Below are 23744 nucleotides of genomic sequence, written 5' to 3'. Positions count from 1 at the left end.
TCACCCCTTGATGGCGCCGGCGGTCATTCCGGCGACGATTTTGCGGTTGAAGAAGACGAACAGCACCAGCGGCGGGATCGTGATGAGCACGATGTCCATGAACAGCAGGTTCCACTGGGTGTTGTACTGGCTTTGGAAGTTGTAGAGCGTGACCTGCACGGTGGCGTTGTCGTCGCCGGGCAGCAGGTAGAGCGGGTTGACGAAGTCGTTGAAGATCTGCACCGAGCTGGTGAGGATGACCGTGATGGTCACCGGCCGCAGCAGCGGGAAGATCACCCGGAAGAACAGCCGCAGCCCGCCGCAGCCGTCGATCTGGGCGGCCTCGTCCAGCTCGCGCGGGATGGCCGCGACGAACGCCCGGAACAACAACATCGCGAACGACAGGTTGAAGGCGACCTCGGCCAGGATGAGCCCCGGCAGGGTCTTGAACAGGCCGAGCGCCTGCAGCAGCCAGATCGTCGGCACGACCGCTGGCGGGATGATCAGCCCCGACAACACCAGGAAGTCGGCCAGCTTGGCGACCTTGCCTGGACGGCGTTGCAGCACGAACGCGGCCATCGAGGCGAAGACCACGATCAGCGCCACGGAGGCGACGGTCAGGATCGTGCTGTTGACGTAGGCCCGCAGCAGCACGTAGTCGCCCGCCTCGATCACGGCCGTGAAGTTCTGCACGATCGGCCAGTTCGTGGGCCAGGCGAAGTCCAGGTCGGTGGCCTGCGTCTGGTCCTTGACGGCGGTCAGCAACATGAGCGCGAAGGGGATCAGGAAGATCACTGTGGCCAGCACCAGCGCGACCGCTTCCGCGCTGAGCCTGCGAAGTGCTCTCATGCGGGGACCTGCCTCTTGCCGAGGAAGTAGTTGAGCGGCACGGCGATGGCCGTGACGATGAGGAACAGCAGCACGTTGCCGGCGGTGGACAGGCCGAAGAAGCCGGCCTGGTACTGCTTGTAGATGATCGAGGCGATGGTGTCGCTGGTGAAGCCGGGCCCGCCGCGGGTCATCGTCCAGATCAGGTCGAACGAGCGCAGCCCGCCGATGAACGACAGGATGATCACCGAGTACGTGGCCGGCCAGGACAGCGGCAGCGTCACGTGCCGGAAGCGGTGCCAGGCGCTGCCCCCGTCCACGGCCACCGCCTGGTAGTACTCCGACGGGATCGACATGATGCCGGCGATGTAGATGACGGTGGCCAGGCCCACCCCCTTCCACACGTCCACCAGCGCCACCGACAGCAGCGCCGTGGTCGCCTCGCCCAGCCAGTCGCGGCCGTCCACGCCGACCAGCGCGAGGGCCTGATTGACCAGGCCGGTCTCCGGCTTGAGCAACATGCTGAAGGTGATGCCGACCGCGACCGTGGAGACCAGCACGGGGAAGAACACCACCGAGCGCAGGAAACCGCGCAGCCGCAGCCTGCTGGTCAGCAGCACGCCGAGCAGCAGCCCGAGGATCACTTTGAGCCCGCTGGTGACGACGGCGTAGACGAGGGTGTTCTGGAAGCCGATGCGCAGGTTCTGCTCGGCGAGGAAGTCGCGGAAGTTGTCCAGGCCGACGAAGGTGCTGTCGAACAGGGTCCAGCGGGTCAGCGCGAAGTAGAACGCCATCACCGTCGGCACCAGGAAGATCACGACGTAGACGACGGCGGCCGGCAGGTACAACGCGTACGGGTAGGCCGCGTTCCGCCTCCTTTGGGAGTTCCGCCGCGGGGCGGAGGGGCCGGGCCCCGTCCGGGGCCCGGCGTCCTGCTTGGTCACCATCCCGCGAGCCCCAGCTGCTTGGCCTGCTTGTCCACGTCCTTGTCGTACTGGGCGGCGCCCTCGGCGGCCGGCGTCAGCCCGGAGCCGACGGCGACCGTGATCTGCTCCAGCGACGGGCCCTTGACCGGCGAGACGAACTCCAGGGCGGGCGCCGTGGCGCCGCTGTCCACGTAGGCCTGCAGGTCCTTGGCGGCCTGGATGGCGTCCGCGGGCAGTTTGGCGCCCTGGATCCGGTACGGCCCCGTCGGCGGGACGGCCTTGGTGACCGCGTCGGCGGCGGCCGGCGAGGCGACGAAGGCCAGGAACTTCTTGGCCGCCTCCAGGTTCTCGGTGGTCTTGGCGATGTAGACGCCGGCCGGCTCCCAGACCGTGGCCCCGTTCTTGGCCGCGTCGGTGCCCGGGATGCCGAAGAAGCCGATGTCGGTGGCCGCCTGCGGCAGCGTGGCGATCACCGGCGGCAGGGACGAGCTGAGCATCGCGTAGTGCGCGCCCTTGCCCTCCGCCAGCATCTTGATGCCCTGGTCGTTGGTGGCCGAGCCGAAGCCCTCGTTGAGGTAGCCCTTGGCGTGCACCTCGGCCAGGTGGTCGAACCCGGCCCTGGCGGCGGGTGTGGTGGCGAACTTGGCCTTGTTGGCCGTGTACTCCTGCGCGAAGGCCGGCACCGCCGCCCGCACGTTGAAGTAGTCGCCCAGCACGAACAGCTGCGAGGTCCAGGTGTCCTTGAACGTCGTGATCACCGGCGTGATCCCGGCCGCCTTGATCTTGTCGTTGTTGGCCGTGAACTCGGCCCAGGTCTTGGGCACCTGCAGCTTCAGCCGCTCGTAGACCTTGCGGTTGTAGAGGATCCCGCCGCCGGTCAGCGTGCCCGCCGGGACGCCGTACGCCTTGCCTTCCTGGCTCACCACCGGCAGGAAGTCCTTCTGCACGTTGGCCAGCACCGGGTCGCCGGTGAGGTCGACCATGGTCTGCGCCGGGTTGAGCGCCTGCAGCAGGGACCCGGAGTTGTACCAGAACACATCCGACATGTCGCCCGTCGAGAGCCTGGTCTTGACGATGTTGTCGCCCTCGCTGCCTCCGGGCCGCGTCTCCGTCTCGATCTTGATCTTGGGGTTGGCCTGCATGAAAGCGTCGGTGAGCGCCTTGGCCGTGCCGGTGGTCCCGAGGCTGTTGTCGACGAGGAACTTCAGGGTGGCCGAGCCGTCGGCGGCGGGCCCAGAGTCAGAGCCGGGGCCCGAGCCGCACGAGGCCAGGGCCGCCATCGCGAGAACGGCCAGGGCCGCTCCCGTCATGCGGTGCGAGGTCTTCACAACGCCCCTCCGGGTTCGTTGAAACGTTTTAAGCGTCCCCCGATGCGAGTTAACGTAGGCGTTACCTGGCAGGGCGTCAAGGGGTTCATTTGGGGAACGGTCCCCGATCGTGACTGGCCGTAATTGCCGGTCTTGGCGAGCCTGACTGGATAACGTTACCCATCGCGTACCATGCGCTGGGCTCGTACAATCGAGCGGCGTCGACCCCAGGAAGGCGGCACATGGTCACCCGAGATCGGCAACGCAGAGTGACAATCACCGATGTGGCCGAGCACGCCCAGGTGTCCACCACCGCGGTGTCGAAAGTGCTGCGCAACGCCTACGGGGTCAGTGAGGCGATGCGGGCCAAGGTGCAGGCCGCCATCGACGAGCTCGGCTACCGCCCGCACAACGCGGCGCGGGCCATGCGAGGGCGCACCTTCACCATCGGCGTGCTGCTTCCGCACATCAGGAACCCGTTCTTCGCTGACATCCTCGACGGCCTGACCGACGAGATCTCCGCCAGCGGCTACCAGGCGATCATGGTCCAGAGCGGCGGCCGGGATCCCGCGGCGGAGCGCCGCGCGAGTGACGCGCTGGTGGACCGGCAGGTGGACGGCATTCTCTGGGTCGCCCCCGTCTGCGCCAGGGCGCAACTGGAGAAGCTGGCCAAGGACACACCCCTCGTGGTCCTCGGCCGCCACGACCGCTCGGCACTGTACGACTGCGTGCTCGACGACGACGAGCTCGGAGCCGAGCTGGTCGTCGAGCACCTCATCGCGCTCGGGCACCGCCACATCGCGCACATCACCGAGACCATCGGGGGCAGCTCCGCCGCCATGCTGCAGACCATCAGGGCCACGACCTACGAACGGGTGATGACCGAGCACGGCCTGGCCGGCCACATCGCCCTCGCCGCCACCTCCTACACCGAGGAGGGCGGCTACGAGGGGGCCCGCGAGCTGCTGGCCCGCGACCCGCGACCCACCGCCATCTTCGCCGGCGCCGACCAGGCCGCCTTCGGCGCTCTGGCGGCCGTCCACGAGGCCGGCCTGACCGTGCCCGGCGACATCTCCGTGGCCGGCTACGACAACGCCCGCATCATCGGGCTCGCGCACATCGCGCTGACCAGCGTCGACCAGGACGGCGCCATCATGGGCAGGACCGCGGGCCGGCTGCTGCTCGAACGCGTCGGCGGCCGTACCGCCGCGATGCGTTTCTCCGTCACCCCGACCCTCGTGCCCCGCCGCTCCACCGCGCCGCCTCGCTAGCGATCCCCTCTCAGCGCGGCTCGCGCAGGCGCGACAGGTACGCCATCGGCGGCAGGCCGGTCAGAGGCCGGCGACGAAGTCGAGGGCGACGGCCCAGGCGCTCCCGGCGGCGGAGGCGTTGTAGTCGGGCAGGTCAGGGTCGGTGAACAGGTGGCCCACGCCCGGATAGCGGAAGACCTCGACGTCGGCCCGCGCCCGGCGCATCAGGATGTACCAGGCGTTCAGCCAGTCGACGGGTTCGTAGGTGTCGGGGTCGGCCACGTGCAGCTGGACAGGCAGGTCGTCGGCCGAGACCCCGTCGGCCAGGTCGGAGGTGCCGTGCATCAGCAGCAGCCCCCGGGAGCGCTCGTCGGCCAGGGCGAGGTTCTGCGCGATCGCCGCGCCGAGCGAGAAGCCCGCGTACACCAGGCCGTCGGGGGACAGCGGGGCCGCCGCCGTCACGGCCCGCTTCAGCAACTCCTCGCGGCCGATCTCCTCCTTGATCGCGATCCCCTCTTCTGGTGTGCCGACGACCCGGCCGTCGTACAGATCGGGGACGTGCACCTCGTGGCCGGCCGACCTGAACCTGTCGGCGGCCTGATGGACGGCGGGCCGCAGGCCGTACATCGAGTGCAAGAGGAGAATCCGCGCCATGTGCGCAGCTTATCGGCGGCGTCGGTTGAACCGTCTCCGGCATGGCGTGAAAGGATTTCGCCATGACGACGACCCCCGACCGGCTGCGTGCCGCGATCGAACGCGAACTGCCGGGCGTGCGCGCCGACCTCGAACGACTGGTGCGCATCCCCGGCATCGCCTTCGACGGATTCGACTCCGCCCCGCTGGAGCGCTCGGCGCACGCCGTGGCCGACCTCCTGCGCGACCTCGGGCTGGAGGTACAGGTGAGCCGTGTGGGTGAAGGACCTCCCGCCGTCATCGGGCGTCACCCCGCGCCGCCCGGAGCGCCGACCGTGCTCCTGTACGCGCACCACGACGTCCAGCCCACGGGCGACCTGAGCCGGTGGGAGTCGGACCCGTTCGAGCCGGTCGAGCGGGACGGCCGCCTGTACGGGCGGGGCGCCGCCGACGACAAGGCCGGCATCATGGCGCACATCGCGGCGCTGCGGGCGTTCGGCTGCGGCACGGCCGACGACCGGCTGCCGGTGGGCGTCGTCGTCTTCGTCGAGGGCGAGGAGGAGTTCGGCTCGCACGACCTGCCCGCCCTGCTCGCCGAGCACCGCGCGGAGCTCACCAGCGACGTGATCGTCATCGCCGACTCCGGCAACTGGGACATCGGCGTGCCCGCGCTGACCACCTCACTGCGCGGGATCGTCAACTGCTTCGTCACCGTCCAGGTTCTGGAGTCGGCGGTGCACAGCGGCATGTTCGGCGGCGCCGTGCCCGACGCGCTGACCACCCTGTGCCGGTTGCTGGCCACGCTGCACGACGCCGACGGCGACGTGGCGGTCGAAGGGCTGGTGCGCGGGCAGGCGGCGCCGCTGGACTACCCGGTGGAGCGGTTCCGGTCGGAGGCCGGGCTGCTTGACGGGGTCGACCTGATCGGCACCGGCCGCATCGTCGACCGGCTCTGGACCAAGCCGTCGATCTCCGTGCTCGGCGTCGACGGCCCCCGTACGGCCGAGGCGCCCAACGCGCTGCTCCCGGAGGCGCGGGCGAAGATCAGCATGCGGATCGCGCCCGGGGACGATCCGGAGTCGGCCTACCGGGCGCTCGTGGCGCATCTGGACAAGCACGCGGAATGGGGCGCCCGGATCGGTGTGACGCTCGAGCATGACGGGAGCCCGTGCGCGATCGACGCGACCGGGAAATACTTCGACGCGGCCCGCGCCGCGTTCAAGACGGCCTGGGACGGCACCGACCCGGTGGACATCGGCGTCGGCGGCTCCATCCCGTTCATCGCCACCTTCCGCGAGATGTTCCCGCGGGCCTCGATCCTGGTCACCGGCGTGGAGGATCCGTACGCCAAGGCGCACAGCCCGAACGAGAGCCTGCACCTCGGCGAGTTCGCCCGGGTCTGCCTGGCGGAGGCCCTGCTCCTGCACAACGTCGCCGCGGCGGGAGCCACCACGTAGCGCCGTCAGCTCGACGCCGCGGCGGGAGCCATCACGTAGCGCGGTCAGCTCGTCGCCGCGGCGACGCAGAACTCGTTGCCCTCGGGGTCGGCCATCACCACGTGGTGCCGTCTTCTGCTCGGGGACCTTGAGGATGCACAGCCGCGGGCCGGCCGCCCGGTCACGTGCTGATCGTGGTGCCCTGGGCGGAGGTGAGGCGCCAGGCGCCGGGGGAGTGGGCGGCGTAGACGTGGGTGTAGCGGCTCCCGGCACTGAACGAGCTGCCGTCGGGATTGGTGAAGTTCATGCCGGTACGCCCGACGACGATCCCCACATTCCCGATGACCCGTACGATCGCCTCGTCCGGGAACGACTCGATCCGCGGGAACCGCAGCGACCCGGACGCCACCAGGTCCAGAACGGCCTGCTTGCCCACGACGCTCCCGTCCTCGACGCCCACCAGGATGAAGTCGTCCGCCAGCAACTCCTTCAGTACGGCGGCGTCGCCGGCCACCAAGGCGTCGAAGAAGCTCTGGTCGAGATCGAGAAGCGTGTTCATCGGTGTCCGTTCGTCGTCGGGGCCGGGAGTCGAGGGTAGAGGTTGACACCTGTGACAAGGTCAAGCGGCGCCCGAGGACACCCCGGTCAGGGCTTCGTGCGGGTCACGCGCCGGTGGATCACGAACGCGGCGAGGAACGAAGGCACGGCACAGGCGAGGCTGAGCCAGACGGGGGCCGGGAAGCCGGTCGTCAGCCGGTGGATGAGCGTGGACACCACCCAGCCGCCCGCGGCGCCGGTCAGCCCGGCCGCGACCCGCACGGCCACCCGCAGGTAGGCGCTTTCCTTGTCGACCGCACCCTCCTTGCCGCGGGTGTTGCCGAGGGTGAGGGTCGCCAGCAGCAGGGCCACGGAGCCGAGCAGCGCGATCACGGCAGGCATGAGCGAGAGCGGGATCCGGACCTGGTAACCGAACGACTGGATCGCCGCGAGCACCATCAGCACCGCGCCGATGACGGCGGTCTGCAGGAGGTTGAGCTTCTGCTGCCCTTCGCGCGAGCTCTCCTCGTCCCTCTGGAGATCCTCTCTGCGCTGCTGCAGCCGGGTGGCCGCGCTCTGGGCGAGCTCGGTCAGCACCTCGCGGGCGCGCTCGCGGGTGGCCTCCAGCCGGCGCATCTCGTCCTCGAACCTGTCGCTCAGGCGCTCCGCCAGCTCGCGGTCCGTCGCGAAGAGCCCGAAGTACTGGGCGGCCTCGGCGGCGCTGCGGTCGTCGCGCGGCGTCGGCTCCTGGCCCAGCCAGTCGTGCGGGTGCTCGAATCCGGTCAGTACGGGGGAGCGCATGTTCTCCGCCGCCCGCCTGATGACGCGCCGGGCCTCGTACAGGTCGTCGGCGGTGTCGGTGAGCCCGCCGGGCCCGGTGAGCATCCGGGCCAGCTCGTGCCGGGCGCGCAGCAGGTTCTCGGCCGTCTCCTCGGCGAGTCGCGGCCGGGTCTGTTCGAGGAGGTCGTGCGCCGAGTCCACCGCGTCCTTCCAGCGCCCCTGGTCGAGGGCGATGCCGAGGTGCCTGACCTCGGCGGCGTACCGGAGGTAGATCGCGAAGGGCGGGAACGTGGCGTCGCCGCGGGTCCACAACCACTCGTCGGTCGCCGCCCTGAAGCTTTGTCTCGTCACGGCGACGATTCTGCGCAGCCTCGGCTCGGGCCGGCCGTCCAGCACCTCCCAGACCATCGTGTGCCCGCCCACCAGCACCCCGCCGCCGAGTGACGGCTCCTCGGCGGGGCTGTCCGCGTAGACGGAGGCGGCGTCAGGGGCGCGAGGGCCGGTATCAAGGTCATCGAGGGCGTCAGGGCCAGTGTCGTTCGCGCCGAGGACGGTCGCCTGGTAGAGCCTGGTCTCGCCCAGGTGCCAGCTCTTCACGGGCGGCGCGATCGCGCTCCAGCGCCTGTCCAGCTCGGCCCAGGTCGCCGGTTCCGACGACGCCAGCGCGGCGCTCACGCACAACACGTCGTCGTGGCGGCGCAGGATGAGCTGGTTGTCGAGGTCGGGCGTCTGCTGCGCCGCCAGCCCCAGCCTGCCGATCAACGTGTGGAGTTCGGCCTGGTCGGCGGGCGGTTCCCGCGGCAGCATCAGGGGCCCGATCGGACTCGTCATGCCGAGACCGTCCGCGCACGTCTTCCAGAACTCGCGCAGGCGGGCGTAGGCGGGTTCGTCACGAGCGGAGTAGAGGTGGACCACGAGCGTGTGGTCAACCAGCTCCGGAGCTGCTCCCATAGTCGCCGCGCTCCCGTGCCTCGAGGATGTCGAGTCTGTGGACGAGCTTGTTGACGCGTTCGCGGACGCTCGACGGGGCGGGCATCGCGGGCGCGTCGCCGAGACGAACCCGTCCGCGTCGCGGCGCGGTGATCTCCACCTCCGCCACCGCCTGGGCCAGCAGCTCGGGATCGGCCGTGACGGTCGCCTTGGCGGCGCCGGCCAGCGTCTGCTCCACCTGGCCCCAGCCGTCTTCGGTCAACCGCCAATGAGGGATGTCGCGCAGCAGGTCTCGCATTTCCTCACGGGCCTTGATGAGCGGGTCATCCGCCCCGGTGACGCCCATACGATCAGCGTAGCCTCCGGACCCCCCGGAGAGGAACGTCGCGGGGCAGCCCCCTCCGCCGCCCCGCGACTAGTCTCTGATCATTTCCTCGAAGGCCCGGCCGATGCCGACCTCGCGGCATCGGGTGAGCAGGCTCTCGTGCATGCGCAGCAACTCGGCGGCCCGGTGGTCGTTCATCTCCGGGTACACGAGCAGCGGCAGGTCCGGATCGTCGACCATCGTGCTGAGGATCAGCTCCGCCATCGGTTCGAGCAGCCGCGGGTGGGCGGCCAGCACCTCGCGGGATTGCGGCCAGGTGCTCGCCCGCAGGAAGTCGATGATGACATCGAAGATCGGCTCGGTGCCGGGGATCGTCATGCCGAAGCCTCCTCGGACCCGATCTTCAGTGACGGCGTCTCCGGTGGTTGCTCATGATCGTGGTGGCCCAGCCGGAGATCTGCGGGTCCTCGGCCGCCAGCACGGTCAGGAAGGCCGCGACATAGGCGCACTCCACCTGTTCGTAGCCGCTTTCGAGCTGTCCCGCCTGCTCATGCTGGGAAGTGGCGCCGCCGTTCAGGAACTGCTCCAGGCCGGCCTGGAGGTGCTCGTCGCGCCCCGCCTGCTCCTTCGCCTTGTCCAGGTCCGCCGAGAGCTGGCGCAGGCGGGCCCGCCCGTCCCTGAGCCGCTTGTCGTTCGGGTTGCCCATACGGCGGCCAGTCTCCAGCGCGATCATCGCGGTGAAGATCATCAAGGCGAGGAGCAGGATGAAGGTGGGCACCATGCCGATGCCGTCGGCCAGCTCGGTGAGCCGGAGAAGCTCCCCGGTCGAGGACGTGTACGGCACCGGCGTGGAAAGTGTCCTGAGCCGGGTGACGGCGACGGCGACCACGGTCACGAGCCACAGCAGGGGCAGCAGGGTCATGGGCGACGGCCGGGTGAACCAGTCGCGCAGCCGGAACTCCCTGGCCTGCCGGGGCGCGCTGCCCTCCTCCTGCCACTCCCGGAACTTGCGCCCGTACATGTGCGGGCCGAGGCCGAAGACGAGCACCGCGACGGCGGCGAGCATCGCCGTCAGCAGGGGACGGTCCCCGAGGTCGAGGAAGGTCTCGTAGTAGATCGGGATCTCCACGCCGAGCAGTACGGCGAGCAGCAGCAGCGGCGGGCCGTCACGGCGCAACCGCTTGCCGAACCCGCCGGAGACGGCCACCTCGCTGGCGAGCTGGTCGCCGGGACGGCGCGAGGCGTAGGCGGTGAGCCGGCCCACGACCAGCCGGGCCTCGTCGTGGCCCTCCCTGACCTGGCGCTGCCAGGCGGCGCGCTCGTTCTCATTCGCCTTGTGCTCGCGCAGCAGCACCTCGGCCGTGTCGCGCTGGGCGACGTAGTGGGCGGAGAGCGCGCGCAGGTCGCCGGCGCGCCTGGCGCACACGACCGCCAGGCCGGGGGGTTCGTAACCGGCCGCCATGGCCTCGGCGGCGTCGATCCCGGATCGCCGCGCGTCGTCCGGCGCCGCGCTCGCCGCCTGGTGCGCCGCCGCCTCGAAGTCCGGCATGGGGAACGGCCTGGGCCGCCAGGTCCACGAACTCTCTTCCATGATCTGCGTCACAGCAGGCTCACCTGCCCCGCGCCGCCGGCGGCGAAGATCGCACGCCAGACCTGTTCGAGCTGGGTCACTCGGGGACCCTCCGTTTCCGAGAGCAGGTTGAATCCGTGCACGGTGATCGTGGGTTTGCCGGCCAACATGGGCAGGAGGCCCGCGTCGAGGAGCTTGCGCACCTTCGCCGCGCGGACGCGGGCGGAGGCGAAGCTGCCCTTCTGCAACTGCAGCGCGCCCTTGTTGTTCATGAGGTCGCTGAAGATGATGATCTTGACGGGCGCGGTCCTGTCGGGGGCGCCGCGCAGCCGTTCGCCGATGACGCGCAGCCCGCCCAGCACGTCGGAGTCCGGGGTCGGGTCCTCGCACTTCTCCAGCAGGTAGGACGCGTGCCGGTAGAACTCGCCGAGACGCCGTTCCCTGATCTGCTGGGCGACGCGCGGGTTGTCCTTGGGGTTCTCCTCGCCGGTGGCCAGCAGCCCCAGCGAGGGCCGCTGGCACGGCGTGCCGACCGAGTTGCCGGTGATGGCGGCGAACCCGGCCCAGCTGCAGGTCCTGCCGAACGCGACCAGATGCTGGTCGATGAGCTCCTTGGCCGTGGGGTATTTCGCGTATTTGGTGGTGTCCACGACGACGCCGCAGTTCGCGCGTGGCGCGGGCGGATCTTCGCAGCCGGCCGAGACGGACATCACGATCACCGCCGCGAACGTTCCCGCCTGCCAGGCCGTGACCCTCATGACGGATACTCCTCTCCGAGGCTTCCGCCCGCCTGATGCAGGCGCAGGAAGTGCTGCCATGCCTGGGTCACGCTCTCTCCTTCCCCGCTCAGGAACTCCTGGGGCAGGTCGTTGTCGTTCCACTCGGGGCCCAGGACGAGATCGCGTGGCCGCCAGTGCCTCCGTACGGCCTCGCGGCGGGGATGCACCGAGACGAACGCGTTGTAGTAGGCCATGATCAGCGGCCGGGTCTCCTCCAGCGCGACCATGGCGGTGTTGCGGTATTTCCGGTGGATCTGCCGCCAGCGGTCCTCGTCGCTGCGCAGCCCGCCGACGATGCCGGTGAACGCCTCGCGGCGCCTGATGTTCTCGGCGCGGAGCCCCCTGAGCCGGTTCAGCCGGCGCCGGTCCTCGACCTCCGTCCGGTCGAGCCCTTCGTACGGACCCGGCGCCGTGGCCGGCCCCGCGGAGCCGAGCGCCTTGCGCCGCGCGTCGAGGTAGTGCTCGATCTCGCTGATGTCGTGATCGCTCTCCATCTTCAGACCTATCAGGCTCTCCATCTCGGTGACCTGCTTCTTCGCCTGGCTGCGCACCCTGATCAGCTCGTCGTCGCGGCACTGCACCAGGTGCAGCTCGGCCTGACGGAAGTAGCTGAAGATCCAGCTCAGCCTGCTCGGCTCGATCGCCTGGCCGGGCTCGAAGACGTAGAGGTACTGAGGGTCCCTGCCGTCCGCCCAGCCCCACTCGCTGGCCAGGTGGATATCGATGCGCTCGTCGTGCCCGCCTCCGTTGGTCGCGGGAGCGCCCCGTCTCCTGCCGCGCCCGCGGTACTTTCCAGTGCCCCATCGCACGATCGAAGATCCCTTCAGGCGGTGGCCGTCCGGCCTTGTGCCTGACAAGCAGAGCGAGAGCCGCGCTTCCGGCATAAGGCTTTCGCTGCTTCCGAAACGCTTCCGGCCCACTGACCGAGGCTCACGACCCGCTGCGCGGGTGTGCGAACGCGTCTCTGACATCGTCGACTTCTCTATTGTCAACCTTCACCAAGTTCACATTGATGATGGATTAGCTAGAATCGTCCCAATATCATCTGCATAAAGCCGGATAAGATTCCCTTTCGCTTCCGCATCGCATCCGGCGGTCAGTCAGGGGAGGCTGGAATGCAGAACATCCGCATAAGACTCCTCGGGCGAGCGCAGGTCGAGGTGGGCGGAAAGCCGGTGAAGCTGAGCGGCGCCACCATGGCCGTACTGATCCGGATGGTCGTGGCCGAGGGCGAGGCCGTGACGGTGGACGAGATCCACCACGATGTGTGGAACGCGCCAACCCAGAACATCAGTACGGCCGAGCGCCGCAGGAACCACCTGAACGTGCAGAAACACGTCTGGCGGCTGCGCCAGGCCCTGGACCCCGGCCACCCGGGTGAGCACTCGCTGATCCTGCGCATCGAGCGCGGCCAGCCGTCGGCGTACCGGCTCGTGCTCGACCGGGAGTCCTGCGATTTCTTCGAGTTCCAGGACCTGGTGGCCCGCGCCAGGCACGCCGCGCCGACGACGGCCGTGGAGCTGCTGACCGGCGCGCTCGACCTCTGGCGTGACCGCCCCTTCATCGACGTCGGGAAACGCCCCTTCGCCGAGCGCGCCATCCGGAGGCTGAACGAGCTGCACGAGACGGCGAAGCGCACGCTGATGCGCTCCTACATCGCCATCGGGCTGCCCGACAAGGCGCTGTACGTCGGCGAGGCGCTGTCAGCCGACCTGCCCGACGACGCCGAGCTCGCCGCCTCCCTGGCGGCGCTGCGCGAGCGGCTGAGCGGCAAGCTGGACGGCGAGGTGCTCAGGGTCGAGGTGGCCAAGGGCAACGCCCAGCTCGTCATCGCGCTCGGTGACCTGTTCGCCCAGGACGGCGCCCACCTGGCCGTCGGGTTCACCGACACGTTCGACACCGCGACCGACCAGGACGTCGTCATCAACGGCGGCAGCGTCCAGGGCCAGCTCGTCGACCGCCTGTACGACGGTGACCGCGCCCTGCTCGACCGGCAGTTGCGCGCGGCGCTGCGGAACGTTCCAGCCGCCGGCACGGAGACCCGGTCGGCCAAACCGAAGGGCAAACGGGTGCGGTTCCCGATGGGCACCGTGGCCACCCTTCGTCACCCGGGGCGCTGCGTCTTCGCGGTGGCCTACAGCCGGATGAGCAATGACCTGCTGGCCGGCTCCAGCCTGGCCGACCTGCGCTACAGCCTGGACCGGCTGTGGGAGGCCGTCTACCGCTACGGCCAGCTGAAGCCGGTGGCGCTGGCCCTGGTCGGCACCGGGCTGTCGCGTATCGACGCCAGCCCAGAGGAATTGCTCATCCTGATCATGGAGTCGTTTGTCGCGGCGGCGCTGGAGCGGCGATTCTGCTCCGAATTGCGCATCGTCATTCAGCCGTCGTCGCTGGAAAAGATCACAATGCTGGACGTGTCGAGATTCATCCGGGAAGAGCTGCCGATGCGCATCGGCTGATCAATGGGGAGGGAATCGTGCCGGCGCCAGAGAGCCAGTCCACGGAAACGGAGATAATCTCCGATGCCCGAGCGGTATTGCGTGACATGTTGGAGTGGAAGCTGACCCCGGCTCGCTGGGAACAGCTCTCGGAGACGATCGACATCGCCGTCACCGCCGAGAAGTCCGGCGACCTCGAGGCGCTCCAGCGCGTCACCATCGAACTGGAGCTGGCCGGCCCCGTGCGGGTGACCCGGCTCGGCGCCAGGCCGACCGTCGCCGCGCCGCCCCGCGTCCGCGAGCGGGTCAACCTCCTGGTCTACGAGCTGGGCCGCAGGCCGCACGACGCCGACGATCCCGATGCCGGGGACGGGTCATGAGCGGCGCGCCCGTCCTCGACCAGCAACTGGTCGCCCACCTCTACGCGCCCACCGACGGGTCCGACGCCGCTGCCGCCTACCGTGACCTGCGGCAGGTGTGGCTGGGCTGTCGCCTGCTGTTCCGCATGCGCGACCCCGTGCCGGGGCTCGGACTGCCGCACGTGCTGCCCGAGACCCTGGCCGCTCTGCCCGCCGCACGGGCCGGATCCGAGGTGCCGCTGGCCGCGCTGGAGGCGCGCGGCGCGGACTGCCAGGCGATCCTGCGCCGGCACCACGACGTGCTCAACCTCTCGGTCGCGCTGGCCGGACCCGCGCAGGCCGCTGACAGGCCGGGATGGCAGGAGCTGGAGGACGACTGGAACGCCCTGGTCTCCCAGCACTCCCGCCACCTGATCGGCGAGGCCCGGCTCTACCTGGCCCGGCTCGGAGAGCCCGGTCCGGGGGACGACCTGGCCGCGCGCGGCCGGCTCCTGGGCGACCTGCTGCCGGCCTCCGCTCAGGCGGGGGACTGGTGGACCCGCGGCATCACCGTGCCTCGGGAGCTGGCCTTCTGGGAGACCGCGGCCGAGCCGGACGACCGCCCGCTGCGCCGCTTCGCGCTCGCCTTCGCCGAGGACCTCGAGGACGAGGCCAGCGCCTGGGCCTGGTCACGAGGGGACTCGGCCATGCCGCCCCTGGGCCGCTACCTGCTGCACGCCGCCAAGCTCAGGTACGAGCTGCGCGTGTGGCAGCGCGACGGTCGTACACGTGAGCTCCGCGACGTCCTGCAAGGGCTGGTCGCCGAGCTGCGGGAGCGGCGGGACACCGCCTCCCCCGATGACGACCTGCTGCGCGTGCACCAGCTCGACGCCCAGCTCATGACCGTCGACCTGCGGGAGTTGCGGCGGTCGGTCGAGATCGCCGCCGACAACATGAGGCGCGCGCAGTTCCTGTACGGTCCGCCGCCCCGGCAGACGGGACCGTTCGCCGACGATCACGACCTGGCCGAGTGGTTCATGGACCGGCTGGACGACGAGGTCGCCTACCTGGGCCTGGCCACCGAACGAGCGGCACACGTCGCCGCCGCGCGACCCCCGTCCCAGCCCTCGCGCGCGCCGACACAGGGCTTGCCCGACGAGAACACCGATACCGCCGGGAACGCCGTGCCGGGCGGCGACATAGAGCGCCACGTCTTCGTCGTCCACGGCCGCGATGAGGAGGTCCGGGACGCCGTCTTCACCTTCCTCCGGGCGCTCGACATCTACCCGCTGGAATGGGAGGAACTGGTCAAGCGGACGGGCAGCTCACTCCCGTTCCTCGGCGAGGTCGTCGCCCAGGCCGTCACCACGGCTCAGGCGGTGGTGGTGGTGATGACCCCGGAGGACGAGGTCCGCCTGCACCACGAACTGCGCGCCACCAACGACGACCTCACGGAGAAGACCGTGTCCATGCAGGCCCGGCCCAACGTCCTGATCGAACTGGGCATGGCGCTGGCCACCTATCCTGACCGTCTGATCATCCTCATGGTGGGCGACCAGCGGCCCATCGCCGACCTGGGCGGCCGCAACTACGTCCGGCTCACCGCCACCGCGGAGAGCCTGAGGAAGATCGCGATACGGCTGCGGCTGGCCGGTTGCCGGGTCAACGACCAGGGACAGGACTGGCTCGACGTGCGCCGTTTCTCGTTCCTGCGGTCCTTCGACAGGCGGCCGGGCGCGGAGTGATGGGTCAAGGAGAGCAGGACCCCCTGGAAGCCGTCCGCGCGCGGCTGCACCGCCACGCGGCCGATGACGCGGAGGCGATCCTGGAGCCCGGCGCGCTCAAGGACGCCGGCCGGCTCCTGCTCCACGTCGCGGAACAACAGGAGGATCTGCGCGCGCTCCGGGTCGCCGGCCTGCTGTTCTGGCATCGCGCCCAGCTGTCGGACCAGGACGACGAGTTGATCCCGGCCCTGGCGCTGCTCGCCCCCGTATGGGAGCACGACCCGCGGCTCGTCCCCGCCGCCCTCGACGAGTTCTTCCGCGACCAGGGGACGGAGGTGGTCAGGCGGACGGACCGGTGGCACGGCCCGGCGGTCGCACTCTCCGCCTCCGTGGAGCGGACCGGCGACGCCGGGAGCGCGGCCATCGTGGTCGGCCTCTTCCGCCAGGTCCTGGCCGCGCTGCCCGCGGAAGACCCGGAACTGGCCAAGGTCATGTCGAACCTGGCCTCCGCCCTGCAGGCCCGTTACGAGCACGGCGGCGGCCTCGACGACCTCGACGAGGCGATCGAGACGGGCAGGAGGGCGTTCGGCCTGTTCCCGGAGGGCGGTGCCGACCGGCTCGTGCCGCTGACCGCTCTCGCGGTGGCCCTGCGGCGACGCTCCGGCCTCACCGGGCGGCTGGAGGAGCTGGAGGAGGCGGTGTCCCTGGCGCGGCAGGCGGCCGGCGCGACGCCACCGGGAAGTCCCGCCTTCGCGGAACGCCACGTCAACCTGGCCGTCGCCCTGGTGTTCCGCTTCGAGTGGCGGGCGGAGGAGGCCGACCTGACGGAGGCGGTGGCCCTGCACCGGCTCGTCCTGGCGGACGGCGGCGCCGGGAACCCCAAACGGGCCACCCATCTGTGCAACCTGGCGACCGCGTTGTACACCCGCTTCGACGCCGGCGGCGGCACCGCCGACCTGACGGCCGCCATCGAGGCGACCCGGGAGGCGATGGCCGTCCAGGGACTCCCCGTCCCCGTGCGCGCCGCGGGCGAGCTGAACCTGTGCAACTACCTGCGTGCCCGGTTCCACTACAGCAACGCCTCCGAGGATCTGGACGCCGCCGTACGAGCCGGGCAGGCGGCGGCGGACCTGCTGACGGAGCACAGCCCCACCCGGCCGGCGGCCCTCGCCAACCTCGGCATGGCCCTGCACGTGAGATTCGGCCGCAAACGGGCGGAGACGGACCTGGAGCGGGCGATCGAGGTCCTCCGCGAGTCCGCCACGCTCACGCCCGCCGGGCACCCGGACCTCCCCGGCCGCCTCTCCAGCCTCTGCAACGCGCTGATCACCAGCGCCGAGCACGCCGCCGGCGCCGGGAACGCGCGTCACGGGCACGACATCGACGCCGCGGTCGAGACCGGGCGGCAGGCCGTGGACGCGGCGACCGGGCATCCCCGCCGTGCCATGTACCTGTCGAACTTGAGCAACGCCCTGCTCTCCAGGTACGAGCTCACCCAGGACGACGCCGATCTCGGCGAGGCGGTGGCCGTGGGCGACCGGGCGGTGGCGGCCAGTCCGCCCGGCAGCCCGTGGCTGGCCGTCTGTCTCGCCAACCTCGCGGTCGCGCTCCGCACCCGGTTCGAGCGGCAGGGCGACGCCGGCGACCACGACAGATCGGTGGCGACCGCCGAGCGGGCGAGCGGGATGCCGGCCGGGTACGTGGCGGTGCGCATCAGGTCCGCGGCCCGCCAGGGCCACTGGGCGGCGCAGGCGGGGGACTGGCAGGCCGGCCTCGCGGGCCTGGCCAGAGCGGTCGGGCTGCTGAGCGGCGTCGCCCCGCGTGACCTGCCGCACGACGACCAGGAGTTCGAGCTGGCCCGCCTGGGCGGTCTCGGCTCCGACGCCGCGGCGTGCGCGTTGAACGCCGGTGACACGGTCGCCGCGGTGCGTCTGCTGGAGCGCGGCCGGGGGATCGTGCTCGCGCATGCGATGAGCGACGCGGGCAGCCTGCTCGACGAGGAGTCGTGGCCGCTCGACGAGTCCTCGATCAAGGCGCTGGCCGGGCACGGGCCGGTGGCGCTGCTGAACGTGAGCCGCTTCCGCTCCGACGCGCTGCTGCTCACGCCTGAGGGCGTGCTCGTGGAGCCGCTGCCCACGCTGTCACCGGCCGTCGTACGCGAGAAGGTGGCGGATTTCCTGGTCGCGCTCGAAACCCGCCGCCTGCCCGACGCCACCGGCAGGGAGAGGGAGGAGGCGGAACTGGCACTCTCCGGGACGCTCGCCTGGTTGTGGGAGGCGGTCGCGGGACCCGTCCTGGAACGCCTGGGGATCACCGGGCCCGTCGCGCACGAGCGCCTGTGGTGGTGCCCGTCCGGCCTGCTGTCGCTGCTGCCGCTGCACGCCGCGGGCCACCACGACCGGCCAGGAGAGGCGCTGTCCGTACTCGACCGGGTGATCTCCTCCGTAACCCCCACCCTGGCCGCGCTCGCCCACGCCCGCAGACCCGCGTCCGGCGACCGCACCGGCGACCTGCTCATGGTGGCGATGCCCGAGACACAGGGGCAGAGCGCGCTCCCGGCCGTCACGGCTGAGCACGAGCTGCTGGCGAGCCTGTTCGGTGAGGCGTTCACCGCGCTCGTGGGCCCGCGGGCGACCGCGCCGGCGGTGCTGGCGGCGATGCGCGGCCACCGCCGCGTCCACATCGCCTGCCACGCGGCGGTGGACCTGGACAACTCGTCGAGGAGCGGCCTGCTGCTGGGTCCCGGCGGGCAGGTGACGGCCGCGGACCTCGCCCGGCTGCGGGCACCCGGCGCCGAGCTCGCCTTCCTGGCCGCCTGCGAGACCGCGCGCACCGGCCCGGCCCTGGCCGACGAGGCCATCCATCTGGCCTCCGCCCTCCAGGCGGCGGGCTACCGGCACGTGGTCGCCGCCCTGTGGCCGGTGATCGACCGGCCCGCCTGGTACATGACCAGACAGGTGTACGGCGACCTCGCCGCCCACGACGACCTGTCGAGGCTGCCGGGCACGATCCACGCCGCGACCCGCCGGCTACGCGACCGCTACCGCGGCAACCCCTTCGCCTGGGCGGTCTACGTCCACATGGGCGCCTGAACGCCCTAGGCACCGGCATGGAGATGGGAGGCCCACGCCGACGGGGTGAGCGGCACGCGCTCGCGTACCCGCTGGACGGCGCGGTGCAGGGCGTAGGCGGACCGGCCGGCGTCCACGGTCTCGCCGCGGGTGAGCTCGGCGTAGAACGCGTCGGCGATGCGCACCGCATACCGGTCGTTGATCTCCCACATCGTGCCGATGACGTGGGCGAACCCGGTCAGCTGGAAGGCGGTGGCCAGGTGGATGGCCTCGTCCAGCAGGTCGGGGACGGAGGTCAGGGCGGTGTTGCAGGCCGACAGGTAGGCCAGGCGGGCGTTGCCGAGGATCACGGGGGCCAGGCTGGCCACCGTCAGCGGATCCTCGGCGTGGTCGTGGAGCAGCAGCCGGCTGAGCGAGGGATCGGCCGCGTCGCTGACGCCGTGGCAGGCGAAGTGGGCGACGGCGCGGCCGGACAGCTGGTCGAGGACGTTCCGCTTGGTCGTCGGCACCTGCCCGGCCTCGGGCCGGCCGGTCGCAGGGGGATCGGGTTCCGTCAGCACGACGCAGCCGGGCAGGCGGTCGCGGAGCATGCCGGATTCGCGGGCCACCTGGCGCAGCGGGCCCCCGCCGGCCAGGCCGGGGGTGGTGGGCATGGCCACGACCAGGGCCGGCACCGGTCCCGGGGACGCCGGTGCGTAAGGCCGGCGCGCGTGACGCAGGGCGCCGATGGTGGGGATGTAGGAGGACACGACCCGGTCCATCACCGTGCGCTGCTCGGGGTCGGACTGCTGGTGGTGGCCGGCGGCGTGGATGGGCAGCAGTCCCATGGGCCCGCCGGGAGCCCACCAGATCCTCGGCCGCCGAAGGAGGTCCGTGCCGGAGGGCGGTGGGCGGTCGTGACCGAGCGCGTGCAGGACCGGTCCGGCCGCGACGTCCCACAACCAGGCCAGGATCTCGCGCAGGCGCTCCTGCACGGCGGGGTCGGAGGCGTCCGCGAGCGCCTGGTGAAAGGCGTTGATCTGGTCGCCCAGGGCGGTGTGAGTCAGCTCAGGCAGCTCCAGCGCGGTGACGCCCGTCTTGGTGAGCAGCAGCGCGTCGCAGCGCGACGGGCTGATGTTGAACGTCACCACCGGGCCCTCGGACGCCTGGTCCATGAGCTCCTCGACAGTGGGGGGCAGGGCGAACGAGGCGAATCCCGCCAGGTCGCGGATCCGGGCCTGGAGGTCGGCCAGTTCGGCGGCGAGCTGGTGACGGTCCGGTTCCGCGGCCGCAGCGGCGTCCGGTTCGAGTCGCCCTTCCGGGAGCTCGGGGGCCGTCAGCCCGGCGGGCGCGGCCGGGCGGTCCAGCCGATCGCGTACCTGGACGTAGCGCTCCGCCAGTTGCGGATGTTGTTCCCGCAGGGTCGTCAGGTCGCTGCGGGTCTGAAGGGTCTGGCTCAGCAACACCGCGCGCCCCGCCTCCAGTAACCGCAGCGCCCGTACGGCCCGCTCGTCCGCGGAACCGGAGGGGTCGTTCAGCGCGGCGGCGGCCGCTTCGGCGGCTAGCCCGGCGAACCGGCCGATCATGTTCTGCCGGTGGGTCTGTCGCAGCCGGCGCGGGCTGACGTCGGGGAGCAGCCGGACCGCGCCGTCCAGCAGATCCGCCGCCCGGGCCGGCGCGGTGGCCGCGGCCAGGCGGGCGGCCCGCCACGCCGCGTCGATGCGCAACGATGGCGCCGCCGACGTCATCGCCGCCGCCTCGGCGTACGTTTCGAGCGCCTCCTCCTCGTCAGCGGCCATTCCGGAACGTTCCATCCTGGCTTGCAGCGTGGCTCCGAATTCGATGAGGCGTCCGATCCTGTCGGGGCGGTCGGGCGGGCCGGCCCCGACGGCCTGCCGCCCCAAGTCGACGGCCTTGTCCAGGTCGGCGGGATCGCCGCCGCGCTTGTACCGGGCCCGGAGCGCCATACTCAGGTTGCCGAGCACGGTGGCCTGGTAGGGGTGGGCGTCGTGGATGGCGCCGAGGGCTCGCCGCGCCGACCGGATGGCTTCGTCCAGGTCAGCCGGGTCGCCGCCCTGCTCGTACCGGACCCGGATTACCGCCGCGAGGTTGCTGAGGTGCCTGGCCAGGCTGGGGTGGCCGGCGGACGTGGCGTCCACGGCCTGCCGGGCGGCCGTGACGGCCCGGTCGAGGGCGGCCGGGCCGCCCCCGCGCTCGAACCAGAGAAGCAGCGCGACGCTCAGATTGCCGAACATGCCGGCCCGGTCGGGACGGCCCGGAGGAGCCACGCGCACGGCCTGCTCGTTTGCCGCGATGCCCTGTTCCAGGTCGGCTGGATCTTCCACGTGCATGAATCGGGTCAGCAGCGCGAATCCCAGGGTCTGGAGCGGGACGCTCCGGTTCGGCTGGTCGTCCGAGGTCGCGGCCAGGGCACGCTGGCTCACGTCGATGGCCTCGTCCAGAACGGCGAGATCTCCGCCATGCGTGAACTTCAGTTGCAGCGCGACCCCGAGGGCGTTGAGACGCCCGACCAGGTAGGGGTCGTTAGAGGGAGTGGCCCGCACGGATTGCCGCCCCATGTCGACGGCTTCGTCCAGGTCGGTCAGTTCGCCCTCCCGCTCGAACCGGATCTGCAGCACGACGCTCAGATTGGCGAGCATGACGGGCCGGGCGGGGTGGTTGCCGGCAGCCACGCTCAGGGTCTGCCGGGCTGTCGCGACGGCCTTGTCCAGATCGGCCGTGCCCCCCTCGTGCTGGATCTGGAACTGCAGCGCGCTCGCCAGATTGCTGAGACGCCCTGCCCAGTCGGGGTGGCGGGGGTCAGTGGCGTCGACGGCCTGCTGAGCCGTTTCGACGGCCTCGTTGATGATGTCCCGCCCGCCGTCGCGCTCGAACTGGATCTGCAGCGCGATGCTCAGGTTGCTGAGCATGCCGGCTCGGCCCTGGTGGTCGGCGGGGAGATGGTCCAGGATGCGCCGCCACATGCGTACGGTGATCGCCGGCACGTCGGGATCGGTCGCGTGCGGCGCCTGTTGCAGCAGGTCCGTCGCGGCGGGAATGGCCTCCACCGCCAGCACCGGCAACATCCTCTCGGGGAGCGCCGCTTCCGGTATGCCCGCCACGAAGCAGACCGTGAACTCCTCGACGGCCGCCCGCATGTCCGGCTGGTCCGCCCCGACGGGCAGGGTCATCGCGCGGCCACCGTGCAAGGTGCCCAGCAGCCAGCGGGTCCCCAGAGCGCCGAACCTGCCGGCCCGGCCGGAAGCCGCCGCCAGGGCCTGCCGCGCGGCGTCGATCATCTGGTCCAGGCCCGCCGGCGTCCACCCACGCCTGAGCTTGGTTTCCAGAGCCATCTCCAGGGTCTCGAACATGTCGGCCACAAGGGGGTGATCGACGGTGGCGGCGTCGACGGCCTGCCGGACCGCGTCGATGGCCTCGTCCAGATCGTTCGGATCGCCCGTGAGCCTGAATCGGACCTGCAGCACTATCGCCAGCCGGTGGAGCATGTCGCTGCGCCGGGCGTCGCCCTCGGGGAGAGCGGCCAGGACGCGCCGACACAGCCAGACGGGATACCACAGCTGGTCGGGCTCGGTCGTGCGCAGCACCCGCCGCAGCTGGTCGTTCAGGAGGAGATCGGCATGGTCCGCCACCAGCGGCAGCAGGTGCTTGGGCAGGGACTCGTTCGGGAGACCACCCATGAAGCAGGTCATGCCCGCCGAGATGGCGTCGCCCAGGTCCAGCTCTCCCTCACCCTCGGGCTGAGCCAGATGACGGCTGAAATGGAACCAGGCCAGTATCTGGTGCGCGAGTGTGTCGCCGGGGTCGTTCTCGACGATCCGCGCCAGGCGGCGGGCTTCGGCCCGCCCTTCGGGCTCCAGCAGTTGCCACCGGTCCCCCGAGAACCGGTCCAGCCGTGTGCGGATCGCCTGCATCAGCCGTTCGCGCTCGGTCACGCTTCAGAGTCACCCGTCCCCGGCCCCTTGGGAACCCTTGGCGGGGACCCATCCGGCTACAGCAGAGTGGCTTCTTCGGGGTAGTGGCAGGCGACCGGGGCCTCGGTGCCGTGCCGTACCAGAGCGGGCTCCTCCTCCAGGCAGCGGGCGCGCTCGTCCTGGCTCAGCCGCAGGGCGAAGGTCGGGCAGCGGGTACGGAAGCGGCAGCCGCTGGGCGGCGCGGAGGGGCTGGGCACGTCGCCGGTCAGCAGGATGCGCGGGCGGCTGCGTTCCTTGTCGGGGTCGGGGATGGGGATGGCCGAGATCAGCGCCTGCGTGTAGGGGTGGGCCGGGCGGGAGAAGAGCCGCTCGGCGGGGGCCACCTCGACGATCTTGCCGAGGTACATGACCGCCACCCGGTGGGCGATGTGCCTGACCACCGACAGGTCGTGCGAGACGAACAGGTAACCCAGCCCGAGCTCCTCCTGCAGGTCCTTGAGCAGGTTGAGCACGCCCGCCTGGATCGACACGTCCAGCGCGGAGACCGGCTCGTCGAGCACCAGCAGCCGCGGCCTGAGCGCCAGCGCCCTGGCCACGCCGATGCGCTGGCGCTGGCCGCCGGAGAACTCGTGCGGATAGCGGTTGCCGTGCTCGGGATTGAGCCCGACCAGCCGCAGCAGCTCCCTGACGTGGGCGCGGTCGTAGGAGCCGTGGATGCGCAGCGGCTCGGCGACGATCTCGCTGACCGTCATCCGGGGATCCAGCGAGGCGTAGGGGTCCTGGAAGATGATCTGCAGGTGCCGCCGCAGCGGCCGCATGTCCGAGCGGCTGAGCCGGGTCAGCTCCCTGTCGTCGAACAGCACCTCGCCGGAGCTGGCCCTGACCAGGTTCAGCAGCGCCCTGGCCGTGGTGGTCTTGCCGCAGCCGGACTCCCCGACCAGGCCGAGCGTCTCGCCCTGGCCGATCTCCAGCGACAGGCCGT

At 71.1% G+C, this 23744-nt stretch carries 19 protein-coding genes; 6 read left to right on the top strand and 13 right to left on the bottom strand.

Features of this window, described 5'->3' with window-relative positions; genetic code table 11:
* From ACFPZ3_RS12905 to ACFPZ3_RS12895, 3 genes are read right to left on the bottom strand one after another with little or no spacing between them, the layout of a single operon-like run.
* Complete coding sequence (locus ACFPZ3_RS12905) at positions 1–828, bottom strand: carbohydrate ABC transporter permease (protein WP_379514272.1); 828 nt, start codon at positions 826–828, stop codon at positions 1–3.
* Entirely contained in the window at positions 825–1754 is a 930-nt protein-coding gene (locus ACFPZ3_RS12900; RefSeq protein ID WP_379514271.1) for a carbohydrate ABC transporter permease, read from the bottom strand. Before ACFPZ3_RS12900 ends, ACFPZ3_RS12905 begins: the two co-directional genes overlap by 4 nt.
* The gene (locus tag ACFPZ3_RS12895; RefSeq protein ID WP_379514270.1) at positions 1748–3061 is read right to left on the bottom strand and encodes an ABC transporter substrate-binding protein; all 1314 of its coding nucleotides are present in this window, start codon (positions 3059–3061) and stop codon (positions 1748–1750) included. Before ACFPZ3_RS12895 ends, ACFPZ3_RS12900 begins: the two co-directional genes overlap by 7 nt.
* A gap of 248 nt (positions 3062–3309) precedes the next feature.
* On the opposite strand from ACFPZ3_RS12895, the gene ACFPZ3_RS12890 reads away from it, so the two are divergent.
* Positions 3310–4311, top strand: a complete 1002-nt coding sequence (locus ACFPZ3_RS12890; protein WP_379514269.1) for a LacI family DNA-binding transcriptional regulator — start codon at positions 3310–3312, stop codon at positions 4309–4311.
* Positions 4312–4371: 60 nt separating this feature from the next.
* Here ACFPZ3_RS12890 and ACFPZ3_RS12885 read toward each other — a convergent pair whose 3' ends face one another.
* On the bottom strand, positions 4372–4944 hold the full coding sequence (locus tag ACFPZ3_RS12885) for a dienelactone hydrolase family protein (RefSeq protein ID WP_379514268.1): 573 nt from the start codon (positions 4942–4944) through the stop codon (positions 4372–4374).
* 62 nt (positions 4945–5006) lie between these two features.
* Between ACFPZ3_RS12885 and ACFPZ3_RS12880 the strand changes: the two genes are divergently transcribed.
* A complete protein-coding gene (locus ACFPZ3_RS12880; RefSeq protein ID WP_379514267.1) occupies positions 5007–6380 on the top strand; it encodes a dipeptidase in 1374 nt (457 codons plus the stop codon).
* 160 nt (positions 6381–6540) lie between these two features.
* Here ACFPZ3_RS12880 and ACFPZ3_RS12875 read toward each other — a convergent pair whose 3' ends face one another.
* The 7 genes from ACFPZ3_RS12875 to ACFPZ3_RS12845 all read right to left on the bottom strand — a co-directional run bounded on the left by ACFPZ3_RS12875 (position 6541) and on the right by ACFPZ3_RS12845 (position 12089).
* Positions 6541–6918 carry a nuclear transport factor 2 family protein gene (locus ACFPZ3_RS12875; RefSeq protein ID WP_379514266.1) on the bottom strand — a complete coding sequence of 126 codons (378 nt, stop codon included), beginning with the start codon at positions 6916–6918 and terminating at the stop codon, positions 6541–6543.
* 86 nt (positions 6919–7004) lie between these two features.
* Complete coding sequence (locus ACFPZ3_RS12870; protein WP_379514265.1) at positions 7005–8627, bottom strand: CATRA conflict system CASPASE/TPR repeat-associated protein; 1623 nt, start codon at positions 8625–8627, stop codon at positions 7005–7007.
* Positions 8602–8952, bottom strand: coding sequence for a CATRA system-associated protein (locus ACFPZ3_RS12865; RefSeq protein ID WP_379514264.1), 351 nt, complete (start codon positions 8950–8952; stop codon positions 8602–8604). Before ACFPZ3_RS12865 ends, ACFPZ3_RS12870 begins: the two co-directional genes overlap by 26 nt.
* Before the next feature lie 69 nt (positions 8953–9021).
* On the bottom strand, positions 9022–9309 hold the full coding sequence (locus tag ACFPZ3_RS12860; protein ID WP_379514263.1) for a hypothetical protein: 288 nt from the start codon (positions 9307–9309) through the stop codon (positions 9022–9024).
* Between the two features lie 25 nt (positions 9310–9334).
* On the bottom strand, positions 9335–10534 hold the full coding sequence (locus tag ACFPZ3_RS12855; protein WP_379514262.1) for a hypothetical protein: 1200 nt from the start codon (positions 10532–10534) through the stop codon (positions 9335–9337).
* On the bottom strand, positions 10531–11259 hold the full coding sequence (locus ACFPZ3_RS12850; protein WP_379514261.1) for a hypothetical protein: 729 nt from the start codon (positions 11257–11259) through the stop codon (positions 10531–10533). The genes ACFPZ3_RS12855 and ACFPZ3_RS12850 overlap by 4 nt, the downstream gene beginning before the upstream one ends.
* Positions 11256–12089, bottom strand: a complete 834-nt coding sequence (locus tag ACFPZ3_RS12845) for a hypothetical protein (protein ID WP_379514260.1) — start codon at positions 12087–12089, stop codon at positions 11256–11258. The genes ACFPZ3_RS12850 and ACFPZ3_RS12845 overlap by 4 nt, the downstream gene beginning before the upstream one ends.
* Before the next feature lie 306 nt (positions 12090–12395).
* Here ACFPZ3_RS12845 and ACFPZ3_RS12840 point away from each other — a divergent pair, with 306 nt between their 5' ends.
* The 4 genes from ACFPZ3_RS12840 to ACFPZ3_RS12825 are packed head-to-tail and all read left to right on the top strand — an operon-like array spanning position 12396 to position 18872.
* Positions 12396–13739 (top strand): macro domain-containing protein, encoded by a 1344-nt coding sequence (locus ACFPZ3_RS12840; RefSeq protein WP_379514259.1) that lies wholly within the window; start codon positions 12396–12398, stop codon positions 13737–13739.
* Between the two features lie 17 nt (positions 13740–13756).
* The gene (locus tag ACFPZ3_RS12835) at positions 13757–14098 is read left to right on the top strand and encodes a CATRA system-associated protein (RefSeq protein WP_379514258.1); all 342 of its coding nucleotides are present in this window, start codon (positions 13757–13759) and stop codon (positions 14096–14098) included.
* Positions 14095–15801: a CATRA conflict system CASPASE/TPR repeat-associated protein gene (locus tag ACFPZ3_RS12830; protein ID WP_379514257.1), complete on the top strand. Its 1707-nt coding sequence runs from the start codon at positions 14095–14097 to the stop codon at positions 15799–15801. Before ACFPZ3_RS12835 ends, ACFPZ3_RS12830 begins: the two co-directional genes overlap by 4 nt.
* Positions 15801–18872: a CHAT domain-containing tetratricopeptide repeat protein gene (locus ACFPZ3_RS12825; protein ID WP_379514256.1), complete on the top strand. Its 3072-nt coding sequence runs from the start codon at positions 15801–15803 to the stop codon at positions 18870–18872. The genes ACFPZ3_RS12830 and ACFPZ3_RS12825 overlap by 1 nt, the downstream gene beginning before the upstream one ends.
* Positions 18873–18877: 5 nt before the next feature.
* On the opposite strand, the gene ACFPZ3_RS12820 is transcribed toward ACFPZ3_RS12825, so the two are convergent.
* Both ACFPZ3_RS12820 and ACFPZ3_RS12815 read right to left on the bottom strand, forming a co-directional pair.
* A complete protein-coding gene (locus ACFPZ3_RS12820) occupies positions 18878–22783 on the bottom strand; it encodes a CHAT domain-containing protein (protein WP_379514255.1) in 3906 nt (1301 codons plus the stop codon).
* Between the two features lie 56 nt (positions 22784–22839).
* The coding region (locus tag ACFPZ3_RS12815) for an ABC transporter ATP-binding protein (protein WP_379514254.1) at positions 22840–23744 on the bottom strand (905 nt) is incomplete at its 5' end.

This window comes from Nonomuraea insulae (assembly GCF_042656245.1).
This window is presented reverse-complemented; position numbering and strand designations above follow the sequence as displayed.

Bases quoted from the DNA above. Each gene is read 5' to 3' on its own strand.
- ACFPZ3_RS12825 (WP_379514256.1), top strand. From the start codon at position 15,801: ATGGGTCAAGGAGAGCAGGACCCCCTGGAAGCCGTCCGCGCGCGGCTG.
- ACFPZ3_RS12870 (WP_379514265.1), bottom strand. From the start codon at position 8,627: ATGGGAGCAGCTCCGGAGCTGGTTGACCACACGCTCGTGGTCCACCTC.
- ACFPZ3_RS12840 (WP_379514259.1), top strand. From the start codon at position 12,396: ATGCAGAACATCCGCATAAGACTCCTCGGGCGAGCGCAGGTCGAGGTG.
- ACFPZ3_RS12885 (WP_379514268.1), bottom strand. From the start codon at position 4,944: ATGGCGCGGATTCTCCTCTTGCACTCGATGTACGGCCTGCGGCCCGCC.
- ACFPZ3_RS12880 (WP_379514267.1), top strand. From the start codon at position 5,007: ATGACGACGACCCCCGACCGGCTGCGTGCCGCGATCGAACGCGAACTG.
- ACFPZ3_RS12830 (WP_379514257.1), top strand. From the start codon at position 14,095: ATGAGCGGCGCGCCCGTCCTCGACCAGCAACTGGTCGCCCACCTCTAC.
- ACFPZ3_RS12860 (WP_379514263.1), bottom strand. From the start codon at position 9,309: ATGACGATCCCCGGCACCGAGCCGATCTTCGATGTCATCATCGACTTC.
- ACFPZ3_RS12865 (WP_379514264.1), bottom strand. From the start codon at position 8,952: ATGGGCGTCACCGGGGCGGATGACCCGCTCATCAAGGCCCGTGAGGAA.
- ACFPZ3_RS12900 (WP_379514271.1), bottom strand. From the start codon at position 1,754: ATGGTGACCAAGCAGGACGCCGGGCCCCGGACGGGGCCCGGCCCCTCC.
- ACFPZ3_RS12905 (WP_379514272.1), bottom strand. From the start codon at position 828: ATGAGAGCACTTCGCAGGCTCAGCGCGGAAGCGGTCGCGCTGGTGCTG.
- ACFPZ3_RS12875 (WP_379514266.1), bottom strand. From the start codon at position 6,918: ATGAACACGCTTCTCGATCTCGACCAGAGCTTCTTCGACGCCTTGGTG.
- ACFPZ3_RS12850 (WP_379514261.1), bottom strand. From the start codon at position 11,259: ATGAGGGTCACGGCCTGGCAGGCGGGAACGTTCGCGGCGGTGATCGTG.